Source organism: Thioclava sp. JE_KL1, from assembly GCF_009296265.1.
Lineage (GTDB): Bacteria > Pseudomonadota > Alphaproteobacteria > Rhodobacterales > Rhodobacteraceae > Thioclava.
The window spans coordinates 475,369-493,709 of sequence record NZ_WBJS01000002.1; the positions used below are offsets into that span (position 1 = coordinate 475,369).

An 18,341-nucleotide genomic window follows, 5' to 3' on the forward strand; every position below is an offset into this window, starting at 1 on the left:
TTTATTCCCGAGGCCCCCATGTCCGACCGCGCCGCCATTACATCCGCACCCACCGAAGCCGCCCGCCGCGACCGTGCCGAGTTGACGCGCACAATGATGCTGCTGGCGCGGTCGGTGCGCGCGATGTTCGACGCGCAGGCGCGGGACATGGGGCTGACCTTCGCGCGGGCGCAGGCGATCCTTGCGATCTCCCGCGACGAGGGGCTGAACCAGACGCAGCTGGCCGAGATGCTGGCGATTGAGACGCCGACGCTGAACCGGACGCTCGACGGGCTGGAAAAGCTCGATTTCGTGGAGCGCCGCGCCGATCCCGACGACAAACGCGTCCGCCAGATTTTCCTCACCGAACATGCCCGCGCAAATGCCTCCGAGATCGAGACCTTCGTCGAGGCTCTGCGCGCCCGGCTCTACGACGGTATCGACGCCGAGGAGGTCGCCCGCGCCCGCGAGACGATGGAGAGGATGCAGGCCAATCTCGAAAGGATGCGCGGCGAATGAACTCCCAGATTCGCGACATCAACGGCCCGGACGCGAGTCCGACGGCTGCCGAACCGGTATCGCCGCGCGAGCGCGTGCGGCCCGAGGCGGCTCCGGTCAACGACGCCGAGATCGCGCAGAACGAGGCCGCAGAGGCTGAGACCGCCGAGACCGAGGCCGCGCCCCAGCCCGCCGCGCCTGCGGAGCCGGACCATTCCACGCCCAAGCGGCTCGTTTATGCCAGCGCCGCCGTCTTCGTGGCCCTTTCGCAATCGCTGGCCACCGGCTTCGTCTCGGCCAACCTGCCGCAGCTTGCGGGCGATCTGCACGCCACCACGAACCACACCTATTGGGTGATGGCGGCCTTCATGGCGCCGCGCGCCTCGATGCCGCTGATGCTGATCCGCATCCGCGACCAGTTCGGCCTGCGCCGCTTCGCCGAGGTCGGGATCGTCTGCTTCGTGCTAGCGATGGTGCTCAATCTCTGGGTGGACGATCTGCATTCCGCGGTCATCGTGGCCTTCCTGAGCGGCTGCGCCGCCGCCCCGTTGTCGAGCCTCGGCTTTCTTTACATGCTGGAGGCCATACCCGCCGCTCAGCGCCTCAAGGTCGCGATCCCCGCTGTCCTGACGATGATCATGGTGGGCAGGCCCTTGGCGCGGGTACTGCTGCCCGAACTCACCGCGAATGCGAGTTGGCACGCGGTGAGCCTGTTCCAGATGGGCATGGCGCTTGTGGCGCTGGCACTGATCTTCGCGCTGCCACTGACGCCGCGCCCGCTGCAAAAGGTGCTCAAGCCGCTCGATTTCGTCTCCTTCAGTCTGCTCGCGGTTGGCTTCGGCGCGTTCACAAGCGTCTTCATGTTCGGTGCGCTCGACTACTGGACGCAGACCGAATGGCTAGGCGTGGCGCTCGTCGCTGCGATCGTGATGGTCGCGGGCGCGGTGCTGATCGAAATGCAGCGGGCCAATCCGCTGATCGATTTCCATTGGCTGCTAAGTCCGCCGATCCTGCATCTGGCGGGGACCCTGCTGGTGTTCCGCATCGCGCTGGCCGAACAAAGCGCGGGCGCCGTCGGTTTCCTGCGCACGATGGGGCTGCAGCCCGGGCAGGAGCAATTGCTGTTCGGGATCATCGCGCTGTCGATGCTGGCCGCGACCGGTGTCCTGATGCTGACCAATAGCGGAGCGCGCGCGCCGCTGTTCCACGGGATTGCGCTGGTGCTGATCGCGGCAGGGGCGTGGCTCGACTCGCAATCGACCGCGCTCACCGGGCCTGAGCAGATGTATCTCAGCCAAGCGATGATCGGCTTTGCCGGTATCCTGTTTCTACCGCCTGCGATGGCGAAAGGGTTGGGGGCCGCCTTCGCGAAGGGGCCGCATTACCTGCTGAGCTTCGTCGTGCTGTTTCTGGCCACGCAATCCATCGGCGGGGTCATCGGGTCGGGGCTGTTCCGGAGCTTGGTGGTCGACCGCACCGCCTATCACATGGCGCAGCTTTCGCCGCAGATCTCGGCCGACAACCCGATGTTGAGCCAGACCCTCGCGCAGAGTGCCGCTTCGCTGGGCAGCCAGACTGCGGATGCCGGGGCGCGGGCAGGGGCCGCGCTGTCCTCCGTCGCCTCTACGGTGCAGCAGCAGGCCACAATTCTCGCCTATGATGATGCGTTCCGCGCCGTTTTCTGGTTCGCGCTGGCGGCCTTGGCCGGGCTGATCGCCCATGTCGCCCTGCACCGAAGCTGGCCCCTCCCGCGCCTGCGCCTCACGCCCTCCACCCCTGTTTCTACGAGTTGATCCGATGTCACAGACCCGCCGCTATCTCGCTTCCGCCCTGATCCTTCTCATTGCGCTCGCCGGTGTCGCGACCGTGCTCTATGCATGGCGCCTGCCGCCGTTCCGTTCTGACGTGGCCTGGACCGACAATGCCTATCTGCAGGGCAAGGTCACGCCGATCTCTGCTCAGGTCGCCGCCGAGGTCACGGCGGTGCCGGTCAGCGACTTCGAAGAGGTCAAGAAAGGCGACGTGCTGGTGCGGCTGGATGATCGTGCGTTGAAAGCGGCGGTGGAGCAGGCGCAGGCTGCGCTCGAGACGGCGAAGGCCGCGCAGTCGAACGGGGCGCAGGCGGTGAATTCGGCGAAGGCGACGCTCGAGGCGAAGCAGGCTTCGCTCGCCTCGGCGAAAGCAGCCCAAGCCACGGCGCAGACCGCGCGGGACCGGGCGTCGAAACTGACGAAGAAAAGCTATGTCTCGCAATCGGATGCCGATCAGGCGCAGCTTACGCTCGATCAGGCGAAGGCGGGCGTACAGGAGGCGCAAAGCGCCATCGACGTGGCCGAGCAGGCGGTGCAGACCGCACAGTTGAACAAACACTCGCTCGCCGCGAAAACCGATGCGGCTCAGGCCGCGCTGGATGCGGCGCAGGTGGCTCTCGACCATGCCGTGATCCGTGCGCCCGATGATGGGCGGCTGGGCCAGGTCTCGGCGCGAGTCGGCAAATTCGTCAGCGCCGGATCGACGCTGGTGTCGCTCGTGCCCTCCGATCTCTGGCTGATCGCGAATTACAAGGAGACTCAACTTGCGGGGCTGCAGATGGGCGAGCCGGTGACTTTCACCGTCGATGCGCTCGGCAAGACCGAGTTCAAAGGCCATATCGAACGCTTCTCGCCCGCGACGGCAGGGCAGTTCAGCCTGTTGTCGGGCTCCAATGCGACCGGGAATTTCACCAAGATCGCGCAGCGCGTGCCGGTCCGGATCGCGATAGACCCCGATCAACTTCAGGCCCAACGACTGGCCCCGGGTCTGTCCGCCGAGGTCAGCGCCCCGCAGCACGGATCGTGATCCGCCGTCAGCTATGCGGAAAGCGCAGCGCGGCTATGTCGAATAAGCTGTTTCTGCGGCGCAGCATTTGTGCGAAAAAGATTTCAACGCAGCGAGCAAATCGTTGCAACAGTTCCTGAGGCTCTCTCCTCCTCCCTGAGCCTCGGAAATTGGCGGTGGCCTCTCTCCTCCTCCCTGAGGTCACCGCCTCCTCCTCCCCTTGGATGACCGACATGCGCCACCAAACGGCGCCGTTTTCAATCGTGAAAACGCGTTCGAGCTGTTGATCGGCGCGACCACATGAAGGTCCTGTTGGAATAGTTGGTCAGCGTGATTCCGGCGGCGAAGTGAAGCCGTTCGTCCTCGAGCGAAAGGTGCTGCGATTTATGGCCGTCGTTTGGGTCGAGAGAGCGCAGCTCTGGAGACGTCGCGTCGCCGCCGCCTGTTAACAAGCCGAGCAGAGGCCAATTTCACGGCCTGAGCGGCCAGCGAAACCTCAAACAATTCAGTTCTACTGAGAAAAGTGGCTGGGGCGGTAGGATTCGAACCTACGGTGCGCGGTACCAAAAACCGGTGCCTTACCACTTGGCTACGCCCCAACGTGGGGGGGTATGTAGCCAAGTGGGCGCGGGGCTTCAAGAGGAAAATCCGACAAATTTCGATTGCGCGTCGCGCGCCGCTACGGCAAGCGAGACGGCATGGAAAATTGCGATGTTTTAGTGTTGGGCGCAGGGGCTGCCGGACTGATGGCCGGGATCGAGGCGGCGCGACGCGGGCGCTCGGTGCGGGTGCTCGACCATGCGCGGCGTCCGGGCGAGAAGATTCGAATCTCTGGCGGCGGGCGGTGCAACTTCACCAACCGTCTGCTGACCCGGCAAAACGCGACCGAACGATTCCTGTCGCGAAATCCCCGCTTCGCGCTCTCGGCGCTGTCGCGCTACACGCCCGCGGATTTCATCGCGCGGCTCGATGCGGCGGGGATCGCCTGGCACGAGAAGCATCTGGGGCAGCTCTTCTGCGACGGGAAGGCCACGCAGATCATCGACCTGCTGTTGCGCGATCTGCGCGCGGCAGGCGGCGTGCTGTCGCTCGAGACGGAGATCGAGCGAGTGGAGCGGGAGGACGAGGGCTTCCTCGTCACGACCTCGCAAGGCCCGATCCGCGCGGCTTCGGTGATTGTCGCGACGGGCGGCAAGTCGATCCCGAAGATGGGCGCGTCCAGCCTCGGCTACGAAATCGCGCGGACATTCGGCCTCGATATCGTGGAAACGCGACCCGCTCTGGTGCCGCTGACCTTCGCCGAGCAGGATCTGGCGCGCACCGCGCCGCTGTCGGGTCTCGCGCGGCCCGTCGATCTGCGCCTCGGCAAGACGCATTTCGCCGAGGATCTGCTGTTCACCCATCGCGGGCTGTCAGGGCCCGCCATCCTGCAAATCTCCAGCTATTGGCGCGAGGGCGACACGCTCAAGATCGATCTGGCGCCGGGCAATGACATTGCGGCGGCCCTGTCGGAGCAGCGCGACGCGGCGGGACGGCAGGCGCTGCACAATGCGCTCGCGCGGCATCTGCCGGAGAAGCTCGCGCATTTCGTGGTGGCGGAAGCGAAGCTATCGGGGCGGCTGGCCGAGCAATCGAACAAGGACCTCGCCAAGCTCGATGATCAGATCCATCGCTGGCAGGTGCGGCCCGTCAGTTCGGAAGGGTTTCGCACGGCGGAGGTCACGCTGGGCGGCGTGTCGACCGCTGTGCTCGATGCGAAGACGATGCAGGCGAAGCAGGTGCCGGGGCTCTATTTCATCGGTGAAGTGGTGGACGTCACCGGCTGGCTCGGCGGTTACAACTTCCAGTGGGCCTGGGCGTCCGGCTGGGCCGCAGGGCAGGTGGCCTGACCACGCGCCTCTTCCTCTTGGGAGAAATATCCCGGGGGGCCGAAGGGCGGGGGCAGGGCCCCCTCTTTCTCCGTGGATTGTCGCCCTCCAGCGACGGGGGCAGAGCCCCCTCCCGGATCGGTTTCAATGCCGTCGGGCCTTACCGCCCGACCGCGACGTAATCCGCGAAGCCCGCCTTCCTGACGTCCTTCTCGGAGTAGATGTTGCGCAGGTCGGCCATGCGCGCGGTCTCCATCGTCGCTGCGATCTTCTGCAGGTCGAGCGCGCGGAACTCGTTCCACTCGGTCAGGATCACCACGCAATCAGCCTTCTCCGCCGCCGCATAGGCATCATCCATCCAGGACACGCCCGGCAGCAGTGCCTCGCCCTCGCGCTTGCCCTGCGGGTCGACCACGCGGACCTTCGCGCCGCCACCCACCAGTGCGGGCACGATGGTCAGGGCAGGGGCCTCGCGCATGTCGTCGGTGTTCGGCTTGAAGGTCACGCCATAGATCGCGATCGTCTTGCCGTTGACCGAGCCTCCGCAGAGATCGACGACCTTCTCGATCATCCGGCGCTTGATGTCGTCATTCACCTTGATCACCGTCTCGACGATCTCCATCGGGCAGGAATAGTCTTGACCAATCCGCGCGAGCGCCGCGGTGTCCTTCGGGAAACACGAACCGCCATAGCCCGGACCCGCATGGAGGAACTTGTTGCCGATCCGGCCGTCGAGCCCCATGCCGCGCGAGACCTGTTTGATATCCGCGCCGGTCTTTTCGCAGAGCCGCGCGATCTCGTTGATGAAGGTGATCTTCGTCGCGAGGAACGCGTTGGCCGCGTATTTGATCATCTCGGCGGTTTCCAGATCGGTATAGAGGATCGGGAATTCGCGCAGGAAGAGCGGGCGGTAGATCTCACCCATCACGGCCTCGGCCTTCTCCGAGGTGGTGCCGACGACGACCCGGTCGGGCCGCATGAAATCGTCGATCGCCGCGCCCTCGCGCAGGAATTCGGGGTTCGAGGCGACGTCGAATTCGATATCGGGGCGGGTCTTGCGCACGACCTCCGCGACCTGACGGTTCGTGCCCACCGGCACTGTCGATTTCGTCACGATCACCGCATAGCCGGTCATCGCGTTGGCGATCTCCTCGGCGGCGGCCATCACATAGGTCAGATCCGCATGGCCGTCGCCGCGCCGCGTCGGCGTGCCGACCGCGATGAAGACCGCATCGGCGCCTGCGACCGCGGCCTTGAGATCGGTGGTGAAGGTCAGGCGTCCGCCTTCGACGTTCTTCACCATCAATTCGTCGAGCCCCGGCTCGTAGATCGGCACGCGGCCGCCCTCGAGCATTTCGATCTTCGCGGGGTTCTTGTCGACGCAAACGACCTCATGGCCGAAATCCGAGAAACACACCCCCGAAACAAGGCCAACATAGCCCGTGCCGATCATCGCGATTTTCATATTCTCGTCCTTGCCTGTGCTGTGTCGGTGCCTTGATTCCCGGGCGGCGAAATTGCAAGCCGGTTCCGGACAAGTTCTCGTAATTCTTCTCAGAATCCGCGTCACTCCAGAAGCGCGGAATGGTAGCCTGTGCCGCGTTAGACACGAATTCTGGGCATTTCATGCAAGAAAAGTGCCAAAGTGCAACAGTCTTCGCCTCTGCGTGAATGGGCCGTGTATTTCACTCTTTGCAATCCCGGGAAGCTGTGTAAGTCTCGCCGGGAAGCTGCCAGAAAAGTCCGGCGGCTCCCTACGGTAATGACGGAGATTACTATGAAAAAGATCGCTACCATCGCCCTGGCCCTCGGCCTCACCGGTTCGACCGCTTTTGCTGGCGGCTACACCGCTCCGGTCGTCGAGCCCGAGCCCGTTGTGGTTGAGCAGTCGTCGTCCTCGAACGCCGGCATCATCATCCCGGTTCTGCTGCTGCTCGGCGTTGCTGTCGCAGCCTCGAACAACTAATTTCGGGTAACACCGAATTGGAAGGGGCCGGACGTACGCGTTCCGGCCTTTTTCATTTCCGGAGATACGGGGTAGGGCCTGACGCTCCGGGGACAGGAAAAACCCGCGCTTGGCGCGGGTTTTTCTTTTGCGGGAAGGAGCGGTTTTGCCACGCGTCGAGTGTCGCTGCTGTGGCCGCACGACAGGTCCCGTCATCTCGCGAAAAGCAAAACTGGACGTTGGGGGCATCCGCCGGGTAAATCCGCTTTGGACCGCGTGAGAGGGAGACCCGCATGAGCCAGAGATTTACCCGCCGTGAGAGTTTCGCCCTTGCCGCCGGTGCCGCCGCCTTGGCCGCGCCGCCTGTGCTGGCCGCAGAGCCCGAGGTCACGCTGCGCCTGCATCAATTCCTGCCGCTGACCAGCTTCGTGCCCGCCCATATCCTCACCCCTTGGATCGCGGCGGTCGAGGAGGCGTCGCAGGGCCGGGTGCGCATCCAGCATTACCCCTCGATGCAGCTGGGCGGGAAGCCGACCGATCTTATCGATCAGGTCACTGACGGGGTTGTCGACATCGTCTGGACGCTGCCGGGCTACACGCCGGGACGGTTCCCGCGCACCGAGGTGATGGAGCTTCCCTTCCTGGTCGCTGAAGCCGAGGCGGCGTCTGCTGCGCTGTGGGAGCTGGCGCAGGCGGAGATGGTCGATACGGATTTCCGCGACATTCACCTGCTGGGCACCTGGGTGCACGGGCCGGGCGTGATCCATGCGAACAAGTCCGTTCGCGCGATCCCCGATTTCGAAGGGCTGAAACTGCGCGGCCCGTCGCGGGTGACGACGAAGCTGCTCGAGCATTTCGGCGCGACGGCTGTCGAGATGCCGGTTCCGGCTGTCCCCGAGGCGCTCTCGCACGGGACGATCGACGGGGCGCTCCTGCCTTGGGAGGTCTCGGCCTCGCTGCGGATCGGCGAGCTGGTCCATCACCACACGCAATTCGCTGGCCCCTCGATCTATACGGCGAGCTTCATTCTCGCGATGAACAAGGACCGCTACGCCGCGCTCGACCCCGATCTGCAGGCCGCGATCGACAGCGTCTCGGGCGTTGAGTTCTCGGCGCAGGCGGGACACTTGCAGCAGGCCGAGGATATCCCCTCGCGTCAGGCCGCGATGGATCTGGGCAATGAGATCATCACGATCCCGGCCGAGGATACGTCGATCTGGAAAGACGCCTCGCAGCCGGTGATTGACGCATGGGTTGCCGAGATGGAGGAGAAGGGGGTGCCGGGTGAAGAGTTACTGAGCTCCGCCCGCGCTCTGATCGAGAAACATTCGTTCTGAGGATGGGGCGCGGTGAGCTGGTTCGTGGGCGCCGATCTGATCTGCATCGCGCTGATCGTGGCGGTCCCGGCGCTCGCGCTTTTGCCACTCTGACGCAGGTCCGCAAAAGAGCGGTGATTTCTGCGCGCTTCTGTGCGAGCATGATGCCGAGGAGGACCGCCCATGACCGAGATTACCAGCGATTTCAAAGGGCAGACCGTGATCTGTACCTTCGAGATGACGCCCGCCACAGCTGACGAGTTGATGGAGAAGCTGCAAGCCGCCTATTCCGAGGTGATCTCGAAAGCGCCCGGTTTCATCGGCGCGGGCCTGCATATGAACGACGCGCGCACGCGGATCGCGACCTATTCGAAATGGAACGAGCGGGGCGACTATCAGGCGATGCTGCGCAGCCCCGAGATGATCTCGCGCAACCGCGTGATCTACACGCTGTGCCGCAACTTCGAGCCGGTGATGTATGAGGTTTCCGCCGATTTCTGACGGACCGGCATGCGTATTGCTGCGCTGCCGAATTGGTCGCGTGGAGAGGGAACTTCGGGGCGCTCTTCGCGTTGTTGTGAAAAGACATATCGGAGTGACATCATGGAAAGCGTTCTGCAAGCTATCGGCACGGTCGGGCTGATCCTTCTCGTGCTCGCAGGTCTTCTGGCGGGCTGGATCGCGAGCGTCGTCTCGGGCGGGCGTCACAAGGCCGCCTATCTGGCGATCGGCGTGGTCGGCGCCCTCATCACCCCCTTCATCGTCGCCCTTCTGGGCGGGGCGGTGCTCGCGGCGGGTGGGTTGCTTGCGATCATTGCCATCGCGCTTGTCGGCGCAGTCATCGTGCTGGTCATCGGCAAGATGATCCTCGACTGACGCGGGCCGCGCGGATTAGGGCAAAGGCCCGCCGCGCGCCAGCCACCATCCCAGCTTCAGGTAGGCGAACCCTTCACGGGCGCGAGCCTTCGCGCTCGCCCGATGCGGCGGGCAGTCCGCGCGCGCCCGCAGCCCCATCTGCCGCGCGATCATCACCGCGCGCGGCGCGTGGTAGGGATCGGTGACGACAATCACCTCGTCGCTCTCCAGATGCGCCCGGGCGAAGCCGATATTCTCGTAAGTGCTGGTCGAGCGATCTTCGAGAAAGATCGCCTCGGCCTCCACGCCTTCCGCGCGCAAGATCCGGGCCATCACCTCCGCCTCGCTCGGCGGATGCCGCCCGACACCCCCGCAACAGATCACCCGCTCCGCCGCGCCCGCCTGCCACAGCGCCGCCGCGTGCCGTGTGCGCCGTTGCAAGCTGGGTGAGGGGAGGCCCTCTGCCCAAACCGCTGCACCAAGGATCAAAATCGCTCTCATTTCGTTGAGCTAAAGTTTCACACTGCCGGCGACAAGGCTGGCAGTCGTGTTATGATCACGAAAAAGGGAGGTTAACATGCGTTTCATTTTTCTTGCCGCGCTGCTGGCTGCCGCGCCTGTTTTGGTCGAGCCCGCTTTCGCCGAGCCGGTCAATATTCGCCCCGACGTGATGTCCGTCACGGTCGACACTGCCAAGGGCCCGGTCGAGATCAAGCGGATTCAGGATAACGAGAACAAGCTGGAAGGTGATTGGGCCAAGACCTCGCGCCCCTGTCCGAGCTTCTGCATCCAGCCGATGATCCCGGCCCCCGGCGTGACCCCAGTGGGGGAGCTGGAGATGCTGGAGTTTCTCAAGGATCCCAACGTGGTGGTCGTCGACGGGCGGGTGACCCGCGATTTCGAGGGCGGCGCGATCCCCGGTGCGATCAATATTCCCTATATGGAAGCCCCCGACCGTCTGGGCGAGCTTGGCTGTCAGCCCGATTTCGAAGGCTTCATCTGCGACGGCGAGGACGTGAAATCGGTCGCGCTTTACTGCAACGGCCCGTGGTGCGGCCAGTCGCCTACTGCCGCACGCCGCATGATCGAAGCCGGTTTCCCGGCGGAAAAGATTTATTACTACCGCGGCGGGATGCAGCAATGGCGGCTGCTGGGGCTGACGGTCAGCGGGGGCTGATCCCTATTTGTCGGGTTCTGCGCAAGGGTAGGCCTCGCCATCGGGGAGCCGACAAAGCGAGTCGAAGAAGCTGCTGGAAAGCCGATCATAGCTGAGCATTCTGTGTTCCCGGTCGCGGGACTCGAGATAATCGCTGCACGACGCGAGGTAGTATAGCTCGCGTCGTTCGTCATTCGCGTACCACTGGGTGAAAGCGGCGCTGGCCGCACTGATGAGATCGTCCGAGCGGCCCATTTCTGTCTCGAAGGCTGCGGCGATATCGTCCTGCATCGGCCATCCTGCAAGCGCGTCCCAGGCGTCGGGCATCCCGGCTTCGCGCAGATCCCAAGCCACAGCGAGGCTGAAGGTCGTCGCGTCCGCCTCCATCGCGAAGATCGCGCGGGCATTTTCCTTCATCGACAGGTTCGGATCGGGACAGGAGCCGTGGAATTTCTGCTCCAGATGGCGCAATTCATGGATCAGAACTGCCTTTTGCAGGGCGGGTGCCATGTCGGTGGCGATCACGAGCCGGGAGGAGCGCGGCTCGAAATATCCCCGCGCATCGTGCAGCGTGTCGGCGAGACACAGCTCGCCAGCGTCTTGAAAGAGCGCGACATGCAGGCTCGGCCAGCGGTCGAGGGCGGGACGCAGCTGTGTGACGAGCGCTGCGATTTCGGGTGGCTTATCGAAGGGTGGGGCGGCGCAAGTGAGGATCTGGGCGTGCGCCGGTCCGGTCATCACACCGAGCCAGGCGCTCAGGACGATGTGCCGGACGAGCCTCACCGCCCCTTCTTCCCCTTCACACCCCCGCGCTGACCCGGCCGTCCTGCCGTCGACCGGCCCTGCGCCTTGACGGCGGCCTCGCTCGCGGCCTCCACCGCCGATTGCCGCGCGAGCGGGTCGTCGTGGACGGCGAGGTCCACCGCTTCCAGACGTTTCACCTCGTCGCGCAGGCGGGCGGCTTCCTCGAATTCCAGATCCTCGGCGGCCTTGCGCATCTTGGCGCGCATGTCATCCAGATGCGCCTGCAGGTTCGCACCGGGTTTGACCGCATCGACCTTGGCGGTGACGCGCGACATGTCGGTGTCGCCCTGATAGAGCCCGGCCAGAACGTCATCGACATTCTTCTTGATCGTCTCGGGTGTGATGCCGTGTTCTTCGTTATAGGCGATCTGCTTGGCGCGGCGGCGGTCGGTCTCGTCCATCGCGCGCTGCATCGAGCCGGTGATCCTGTCGGCATACATGATGACGCGGCCCTCGGAGTTCCGCGCGGCGCGGCCGATGGTCTGGATCAGCGAGGTTTCCGAACGCAGGAAGCCCTCCTTGTCGGCATCGAGGATCGCGACAAGCCCACATTCGGGAATGTCCAGACCCTCGCGCAAGAGGTTGATCCCGATCAGCACGTCGAAGGCCCCGAGGCGCAGGTCGCGCAGGATCTCGATCCGCTCGATCGTGTCGATGTCGGAGTGCATGTAGCGCACGCGAACGCCCTGTTCGTGCAGGTATTCGGTCAGGTCCTCGGCCATGCGTTTGGTGAGCGTGGTGACGAGTGTGCGATAGCCGCGCGCCGCGACGGTGCGGATCTCATCGAGCACATCATCCACCTGCGTCTCGACCGGGCGGATTTCCACGATCGGGTCCAGAAGGCCGGTCGGGCGAATGACCTGTTCGGTGAAGACGCCGCCGGTCTGTTCCAGCTCCCATGCAGCGGGCGTTGCCGAGACGAAGACCGATTGCGGGCGCATCGCGTCCCATTCCTCGAATTTCAGCGGGCGGTTGTCCATGCAGGACGGCAGGCGGAAGCCGTGTTCGGCCAGCGTGAATTTGCGCCGATAGTCCCCGCGATACATGCCGCCGATCTGCGGCACGGTGACGTGGCTCTCATCGGCGAAGACGATCGCGTTGTCGGGGATGAATTCGAAGAGGGTGGGCGGCGGCTCGCCGGGCGCACGACCGGTGAGATAGCGCGAATAGTTCTCGATCCCGTTGCAGACGCCGGTTGCCTCCAGCATCTCCAGATCGAAATTCGTGCGTTGTTCGAGGCGCTGCGCCTCCAGCAGCTTGCCTTCCTCTTCCAGCTGCTTCAGCCGGAGCGCCAGCTCCTTGCGGATGCCCTTCGCGGCTTGCTGCAGGGTCGGGCGCGGCGTGACGTAGTGGCTGTTCGCGTAGATGCGGATCTGGTCGAAACTGTCGGTCTTCGCCCCGGTCAGCGGGTCGAATTCGGTGATTGCCTCCAGTTCCTCGCCGAAGAAGGAGAATCGCCAGGCGCGGTCCTCCAAGTGGGCGGGCCACAGATCGACCGTGTCGCCCTTCACGCGGAACGCGCCGCGCTGGAAGGCCGCATCGAGTCGCTTGTATTGCTGCGCCACTAGCTCGTTGATGAATTTGCGCTGCTCGATCAGATCGCCGGTCTTGAGATCCTGCGTCATCGCCGAATAGGTCTCGACCGAGCCGATACCGTAGATGCACGAGACCGAGGCCACGATGATCACGTCGTCGCGCTCCAACAGCGCCCGTGTGGACGAGTGGCGCATCCGGTCGATCTGCTCGTTGATCTGCGATTCCTTCTCGATATAGGTGTCCGAGCGCGGCACATAGGCTTCGGGCTGGTAGTAGTCGTAGTAGGAGACGAAATATTCCACCGAGTTGTCGGGGAAGAAGCTCTTGAACTCACCGTAGAGCTGCGCGGCCAGCGTCTTGTTCGGCGCGAGGATGATCGCGGGGCGTTGGGTTTCCTCGATCACCTTGGCCATGGTGAAGGTCTTGCCCGTGCCGGTCGCCCCCAGCAGCACCTGATCGCGTTCGAGCGCCTCGACGCCGGAAGACAGCTCCGCAATCGCGGTCGGCTGGTCGCCGGCCGGGTTGAACTGAGTCTGCATCACGAACCGCTTGCCGCCTTCCAGCTTGGGGCGGGTGAGCACGTCGGGGCGTTCGGAGGGCAGATTGGTATTGTTGTGAGGCATCGCGCAGACCTTTTGCTTGCCCCCCAAAGTTGTCCTCTTTTCGTTCGCATTCAAGGGTTTGCGAAAGGCGTTACGGAAGGCTTAACGCAGAGTTTCGAATTGTCTATATTTAACAGTGGCTTGCGTCTCTGTTTCGCTTGAATTCGTGGCGGGTCGCGCGCATCTTGCCTATTGCAAGCAGCATCAGACTGCCGGCCGGCGCACCACCCCCACCCTTTGCTCCCCAGCCGGTCGGCAGTTCCTCACCTTACCGGTGCTTTCGGTATCCTCCCGGCACGGCGGGCGGCGGCGTCATCGAAGGGGCTGGAATGTCATGCACGATCGCCGCGCCTCTTTCGGCTTTGCGCTCCGGGGCTTGCGATTTGTCTCAGATGCACTAAGAAAAGTCAGAGGTATCGCAGAGGAGTTTGCCCATGCGCGCGCGCATCTACCAACCCGCCCGCAACGCCATGCAATCGGGCACCGCGAAGACGCGGTTCTGGTATCTCGACTATGTCGCCTCCGACGCGCGTGAGATCGACCCGCTGATGGGCTGGACCAGCTCCAATGACACGCAGGCGCAAGTGCGGCTGCGCTTCGAGACCCGCGAGGCGGCCGAAGCCTATGCCAAGGAAAAGGGCATCGATTACGTCGTGACGGAGCCGCATAAGCGCGCCCCGAATGTCCGCGCCCGCGGCTATGGCGAGAACTTCGCCACCGACCGCCGCGCGAACTGGACGCACTGAATACCTGCGCCAGCGGCGAAAGCTTTCCCTGCCAAGGGAGAGTTTTCCGCACCGCGATCACCCGTTTTCCACGTGAATGAAGCTGGGGCGTCAGGCTGCGTTTCGGTTTCTTCCTGCGTTCCAACCTGTGCCACCGACGGTCTCGCGCAGGTTCCAACGTGGCCCGAATTTCCGACGTAGCTCTGCGTTCCGTCCCAAGAGCCCGTCGCTTTGTTCCTTGGCATTATCGCGCTCACGATTTTCGACGTTTGAGCAGAGTTTTTCCGAGCCTGCTCGCGCTCAGGAACGGTGATCTTTCTGCAGTGTTCTCTGTCTGCCGGCTGACGGTCGGCGCATGAAATGCAAGGAGAACACTATGACCTACACCATCAAGTCGATCGCTCTCGCAGGTATTCTGGCCACTGCCGCGCCCGTTGCGGCCCTGGCTCAGGCTGACGTATCCACCGGAACGGACGCTGGCGCATCGGTCTCGGCGCAGGCTGCAGGCGCTGATGTCGGCGCAAGCGCGGATATGGGCGCATCGACGGATGCCGCAACGACTGCGGGCTCGAATGGTGGAATGGGCCAAGATGGGTCGGTGAAGACCTATGGTCAGCTCGTCGCGGACCTTCAGGCCAATGGCGCTGCGTCCACCGACCAGTTCGCCGATTATGAAGTGGGAACCGATGGCGAAGCCAAGATCGTCGCTCTGTCCGACCTGAAGGGTAAAGGCGCAGAGAATGGCTCCGCGGCTCTCGAGAACGCAATGGGCGCTGACGTGGATGCCGATTACAGCCAGCTTCCGTCCAGCGTCTTCGATGGCACCGATTACACGCCCGAGGATGTCGCTGCCGCGTATATCAACGCCGAAGGCAATCTGATCGTCGTGGTCGACAACAACGCCTGATCACCTTTGACGATACATGATCCCGAAGCCCCCTGTCCTACGCGGCAGGGGGCTTTTTTGTGCCTGACATCTACTGATAATGAAGCGCATCGATCGGATCGAGCCGGGCCGCCCGCCGCGCCGGAAAGTAGCCGAAGACCATGCCCACCACCGCGGAGAAGCCGAAGGCGAGGGCGATGACGTTCAGGCTGGGCGAGAAGGGGATCACCATGATCTGCGCCGCGACATAGGCGAGGCCGAGGCCGAAGAGGATCCCGATGATCCCGCCCAGAACCGACAACACCACAGCTTCGACGAGGAACTGCATCAAGACCTGATGGGCCTGCGCGCCGACCGAGAGGCGGATACCGATCTCGCGGGTCCGCTCGGTCACCGAGACCAGCATGATGTTCATGATGCCGATCCCGCCCACGAGCAGGCTGACCGCCGCGACGGAGGAGAGCAGGCCGGTAAGAACCGAATTGACCGAATTGAGCATCGAACTCAGTTCGGCCATGTCGAAGACCGAGAAGTCGTCGTCTTCGCCGATCGCGATGCGGCGGCGCTCGCGCATCAGGGCCTCGATATCGGAGGTCGCCCGCTCCACGGAGGCCGTCCGGGCCACCTGAAGCGAAATCGAAGAGACGTCCTGACTGCCCATCAGCCGCCTTTGCACCGTTCGGACCGGCATCAGCACGAGGTCGTCCTGATCCTGCCCGAAGGACCCGGCGCCCTTGGATTTCAGCACGCCGATCACCTCGCAGGAGATCGACTTGATGCGGATCTTCTCGCCGGTCGGATCGGTCGCGCCGAACAGGGTTGTCCGCACGGTCTCGCCGATGATGCAAAGATTGGCGCCGCTGCGGTCCTCCGCCGGGGTGAAGCTGCGCCCGAGCGCGATCGTCCAGCCGCCGATCTCGAGATAGGGCGACGTCGTGCCAGTGATCGATGTCGTGCGATTGTTGTTGCCGAAGACCGCCGTGGCTGCGGTCGAGACGACAGGCGCGACGGCCGAGAGGCTGCTCAGGTCCTCCAGCGCGTCTGCATCCGAAAGCTTGAAGGGCGGGGCGGTATCGCGCGATCCGGGTCCCATCATCCGCGCCCCCGAGCGCACGACCAGCACATTCGTCCCGAGCGATTCCACATTGGCCGAGACCTGCTCGGAGGAGCCTTGCCCGACGGTCACCATCGCGATGACGGCGGCGACCCCGATCACCACGCCCAGCACGGTGAGAAAGGACCGTAGCGCGTTGCGGATGATCGCAGTAAGCGCGAGGCGGATGGTTTCCCAGAGCATCACAGCGCTCCTTCGTGCATCTTCTCGTCGCGCACGACGCGGCCATCGGTGAAGACGACGAGGCGGGAGGCATAGGCGGCCATGTCCTCCTCATGTGTGACCATCACGATGGTCAGCCCGGACTCGCGGTTGAGGTCCTGCATCAGGTTCATGATCTCGACGCTGCGTTTGGTGTCGAGATTGCCCGTGGGCTCGTCGGCGAGCATCACCATCGGCTCGCCCGCCAGCGCCCGCGCGATGGCGACGCGTTGCTGCTGACCGCCCGAGAGCTGCGACGGCGTGTGATCCTCGCGCCCCTCCAGCCCGACCCGCGCCAGAGCCTGACGGGCCCGCGCCACACGCTCGGCCTTGCGCATCCCCTTGTAGATCAGGGGAAGTTCGACATTTTCCAGCGAGGTTGTGCGCGGCAGCAGGTTGTAGCCCTGAAAGACAAACCCGAGGTAATGCCTGCGCAGCAAGGCCCGTTGATCGCGGTTCAGGGTCGCGACTTCGACACCGTTGAACAGGTAATTCCCCGCGGTCGGCCGGTCGAGACAGCCGATGATGTTCATCGCGGTCGATTTTCCCGACCCCGAGGGCCCCATGATCGCAAGGAATTCTCCAGGTTCGACGCGAAGGTCGACGCCATCGAGGGCGCGCACGAGGGTTTCGTCATGGCCATAGTGGCGCTCGATCCCGCGCAGCTCGAGAAGCGGCTCACTCATTTCGATGCATCCCGCTGATCGGTGATCACCTGATCGCCAACGGCCAGATCGCCCGCGGTGACAATCGTGAACTTGCCATTCGTCGCGCCCGGCGTGACCGCCACTTCGACGGGGGTGCCGTCGCGAAGAACCCAGACGGATTTGCCACTCGCCGTGCCGCTCTCCGAACTCGGGCGGCTCGGTATCACGAGGCCGATGAGTCCGCTCGCGCCATTGCCCGCATCTGCGACCTCTTGCGGGGGCGCGTAGCGCAGCGCCGCATTCGGGATCAGGAGCGCGTCCTTCGCCTCGTCTACTGTGATCGTCGCCGTCGCGGTCATGCCGGGGCGCAGGAGAAGATCTGAGTTGTCGACCGCCAGCACGCCCTTGTAGGTCACGACATCGTCGGTCGTCTCGGGGGCGTAGCGCACCTGGGTGATCGTCGCCGGGAAGGAACGACCGGAATAGGCGTCGACGGTGAATGTCGCATCATTGCCGACCGCCACCTGACCGATATCCGCCTCGTCGATATCGACCAGCAACTGCATCCGGCGCAGGTCCTCGGCCAGCGTGAACAGGGTGGGTGCGGACAGCGAGGCGGCCACGATCTGACCGGCCGAGACATTGCGGTCCAGAACGACGCCATTGATCGGGGACCGGATGACCGATTTCTCCAGATCGTCCTTCTCCAACGCCAAGTTCGCCTCGGCCAGCGTCAGCGACGCTTTCGCGGCCTGAACGGCTGCCACGGCACGATCGCGCTGCGCGATATAGGTGACGAAGGTGCTATGGGTCGAGACGCCGCGCCGGTCCAGTTCCGCCTGTGTCTCATAAAGCGCCGTCGCTTCTTTCTGCGTGGCTTCAGCCTGTGCTAGCTGCGCCTTGGCGGCCGCAAGTGCGGCTTCGGCATTGGCGACCTGCGCCTTGAATTTCGTATCGTCGAGCCGCGCGAGGACCTGACCCACTTTGACCTCGTCGTTATAATCGACATCGATGCTCTCCAGCGTGCCCGACAGCTCCGAGGAGACTTCGACTTCCGTCGTGGGCTGCACCGTGCCGGTCGCGGTGACGGTGACGGTCAGATCGCCGCGCGTGACCTCTTGCGTCACATAGCTCGTGCCCGTGGTGTCGCCGGAGGGCGCGAGCCAGAGCCACGCGCCGATCGCGATCACGACAGCACCCGCGCCGAAAGCCCAGAACCGCCAAGGGCGTCCACTCTTCGCAGTGGACAGCATTTTCTCGATTTCGTCGCGGCTCTGGCTTGGCATCGTTCATCCGTTCCGGTTTCTCTCCCCGCAAGCTCGGGCGGGAGTATTACGTTCGAGAAAATGAACCCCGTCGCCCGCTATGGCTTTGCTCTAGAACAAGAAAGGA

The 18,341-nt window shown here is 64.1% G+C and carries 18 protein-coding genes and 1 tRNA gene; 11 read left to right on the top strand and 8 right to left on the bottom strand.

Annotated elements, in window-relative coordinates:
• Positions 1 to 18: 18 nt before the first annotated feature.
• Genes F8R15_RS05055 through F8R15_RS05065 form a run of 3 tightly spaced genes read left to right on the top strand, consistent with a single transcriptional unit; the run spans position 19 to position 3,315 of the window.
• On the top strand, positions 19 to 498 hold the full coding sequence (locus F8R15_RS05055) for a MarR family winged helix-turn-helix transcriptional regulator (RefSeq protein ID WP_078541919.1): 480 nt from the start codon (positions 19 to 21) through the stop codon (positions 496 to 498).
• Complete coding sequence (locus tag F8R15_RS05060) at positions 495 to 2,270, top strand: MFS transporter (protein ID WP_152843794.1); 1,776 nt, start codon at positions 495 to 497, stop codon at positions 2,268 to 2,270. The genes F8R15_RS05055 and F8R15_RS05060 overlap by 4 nt, the downstream gene beginning before the upstream one ends.
• 4 nt (positions 2,271 to 2,274) lie before the next feature.
• A complete protein-coding gene (locus F8R15_RS05065) occupies positions 2,275 to 3,315 on the top strand; it encodes an HlyD family secretion protein (RefSeq protein WP_152843795.1) in 1,041 nt (346 codons plus the stop codon).
• A gap of 503 nt (positions 3,316 to 3,818) precedes the next feature.
• On the opposite strand, the gene F8R15_RS05070 is transcribed toward F8R15_RS05065, so the two are convergent.
• Positions 3,819 to 3,893, bottom strand: a tRNA-Gln gene (locus F8R15_RS05070).
• A gap of 99 nt (positions 3,894 to 3,992) precedes the next feature.
• Here F8R15_RS05070 and F8R15_RS05075 point away from each other — a divergent pair.
• The gene (locus F8R15_RS05075; RefSeq protein ID WP_152843796.1) at positions 3,993 to 5,183 is read left to right on the top strand and encodes an NAD(P)/FAD-dependent oxidoreductase; all 1,191 of its coding nucleotides are present in this window, start codon (positions 3,993 to 3,995) and stop codon (positions 5,181 to 5,183) included.
• Between the two features lie 139 nt (positions 5,184 to 5,322).
• Here F8R15_RS05075 and F8R15_RS05080 read toward each other — a convergent pair whose 3' ends face one another.
• On the bottom strand, positions 5,323 to 6,627 hold the full coding sequence (locus tag F8R15_RS05080; protein WP_152843797.1) for a UDP-glucose/GDP-mannose dehydrogenase family protein: 1,305 nt from the start codon (positions 6,625 to 6,627) through the stop codon (positions 5,323 to 5,325).
• A 312-nt stretch (positions 6,628 to 6,939) separates the two neighbouring features.
• Between F8R15_RS05080 and F8R15_RS05085 the strand changes: the two genes are divergently transcribed.
• From F8R15_RS05085 to F8R15_RS05100, 4 genes are all read left to right on the top strand, one after another.
• A complete protein-coding gene (locus F8R15_RS05085; protein WP_172976163.1) occupies positions 6,940 to 7,128 on the top strand; it encodes a hypothetical protein in 189 nt (62 codons plus the stop codon).
• A gap of 272 nt (positions 7,129 to 7,400) precedes the next feature.
• Complete coding sequence (locus F8R15_RS05090; protein WP_152843799.1) at positions 7,401 to 8,444, top strand: TRAP transporter substrate-binding protein; 1,044 nt, start codon at positions 7,401 to 7,403, stop codon at positions 8,442 to 8,444.
• Positions 8,445 to 8,606: 162 nt separating this feature from the next.
• Positions 8,607 to 8,924, top strand: coding sequence for an antibiotic biosynthesis monooxygenase (locus F8R15_RS05095; protein ID WP_078520328.1), 318 nt, complete (start codon positions 8,607 to 8,609; stop codon positions 8,922 to 8,924).
• A 102-nt stretch (positions 8,925 to 9,026) separates the two neighbouring features.
• Positions 9,027 to 9,299: a hypothetical protein gene (locus F8R15_RS05100; protein ID WP_078570063.1), complete on the top strand. Its 273-nt coding sequence runs from the start codon at positions 9,027 to 9,029 to the stop codon at positions 9,297 to 9,299.
• 15 nt (positions 9,300 to 9,314) lie between these two features.
• Here the strand turns inward: F8R15_RS05100 and F8R15_RS05105 are convergent, their stop codons facing one another.
• Complete coding sequence (locus tag F8R15_RS05105; protein ID WP_152843800.1) at positions 9,315 to 9,779, bottom strand: YdcF family protein; 465 nt, start codon at positions 9,777 to 9,779, stop codon at positions 9,315 to 9,317.
• A 76-nt stretch (positions 9,780 to 9,855) separates the two neighbouring features.
• Here F8R15_RS05105 and F8R15_RS05110 point away from each other — a divergent pair, with 76 nt between their 5' ends.
• Entirely contained in the window at positions 9,856 to 10,455 is a 600-nt protein-coding gene (locus tag F8R15_RS05110) for a rhodanese-like domain-containing protein (RefSeq protein ID WP_078541906.1), read from the top strand.
• A 3-nt stretch (positions 10,456 to 10,458) separates the two neighbouring features.
• Here the strand turns inward: F8R15_RS05110 and F8R15_RS05115 are convergent, their stop codons facing one another.
• Positions 10,459 to 11,217, bottom strand: a complete 759-nt coding sequence (locus tag F8R15_RS05115) for a DUF6782 family putative metallopeptidase (protein ID WP_152843801.1) — start codon at positions 11,215 to 11,217, stop codon at positions 10,459 to 10,461.
• Positions 11,214 to 13,397 carry an excinuclease ABC subunit UvrB gene (uvrB, locus tag F8R15_RS05120; RefSeq protein ID WP_152843802.1) on the bottom strand — a complete coding sequence of 728 codons (2,184 nt, stop codon included), beginning with the start codon at positions 13,395 to 13,397 and terminating at the stop codon, positions 11,214 to 11,216. Before uvrB ends, F8R15_RS05115 begins: the two co-directional genes overlap by 4 nt.
• Before the next feature lie 413 nt (positions 13,398 to 13,810).
• On the opposite strand from uvrB, the gene F8R15_RS05125 reads away from it, so the two are divergent.
• Positions 13,811 to 14,122, top strand: coding sequence for an ETC complex I subunit (locus F8R15_RS05125; RefSeq protein WP_078520323.1), 312 nt, complete (start codon positions 13,811 to 13,813; stop codon positions 14,120 to 14,122).
• 355 nt (positions 14,123 to 14,477) lie between these two features.
• Positions 14,478 to 15,008, top strand: a complete 531-nt coding sequence (locus tag F8R15_RS05130; protein WP_078570066.1) for a hypothetical protein — start codon at positions 14,478 to 14,480, stop codon at positions 15,006 to 15,008.
• Positions 15,009 to 15,078: 70 nt separating this feature from the next.
• On the opposite strand, the gene F8R15_RS05135 is transcribed toward F8R15_RS05130, so the two are convergent.
• The 3 genes from F8R15_RS05135 to F8R15_RS05145 are packed head-to-tail and all read right to left on the bottom strand — an operon-like array spanning position 15,079 to position 18,235.
• Entirely contained in the window at positions 15,079 to 16,284 is a 1,206-nt protein-coding gene (locus F8R15_RS05135) for an ABC transporter permease (protein ID WP_152843803.1), read from the bottom strand.
• On the bottom strand, positions 16,284 to 16,988 hold the full coding sequence (locus F8R15_RS05140) for an ABC transporter ATP-binding protein (RefSeq protein WP_152843804.1): 705 nt from the start codon (positions 16,986 to 16,988) through the stop codon (positions 16,284 to 16,286). Before F8R15_RS05140 ends, F8R15_RS05135 begins: the two co-directional genes overlap by 1 nt.
• Positions 16,985 to 18,235 carry an efflux RND transporter periplasmic adaptor subunit gene (locus tag F8R15_RS05145; RefSeq protein ID WP_152843805.1) on the bottom strand — a complete coding sequence of 417 codons (1,251 nt, stop codon included), beginning with the start codon at positions 18,233 to 18,235 and terminating at the stop codon, positions 16,985 to 16,987. Before F8R15_RS05145 ends, F8R15_RS05140 begins: the two co-directional genes overlap by 4 nt.
• Between the last annotated feature and the right edge of the window lie 106 nt (positions 18,236 to 18,341).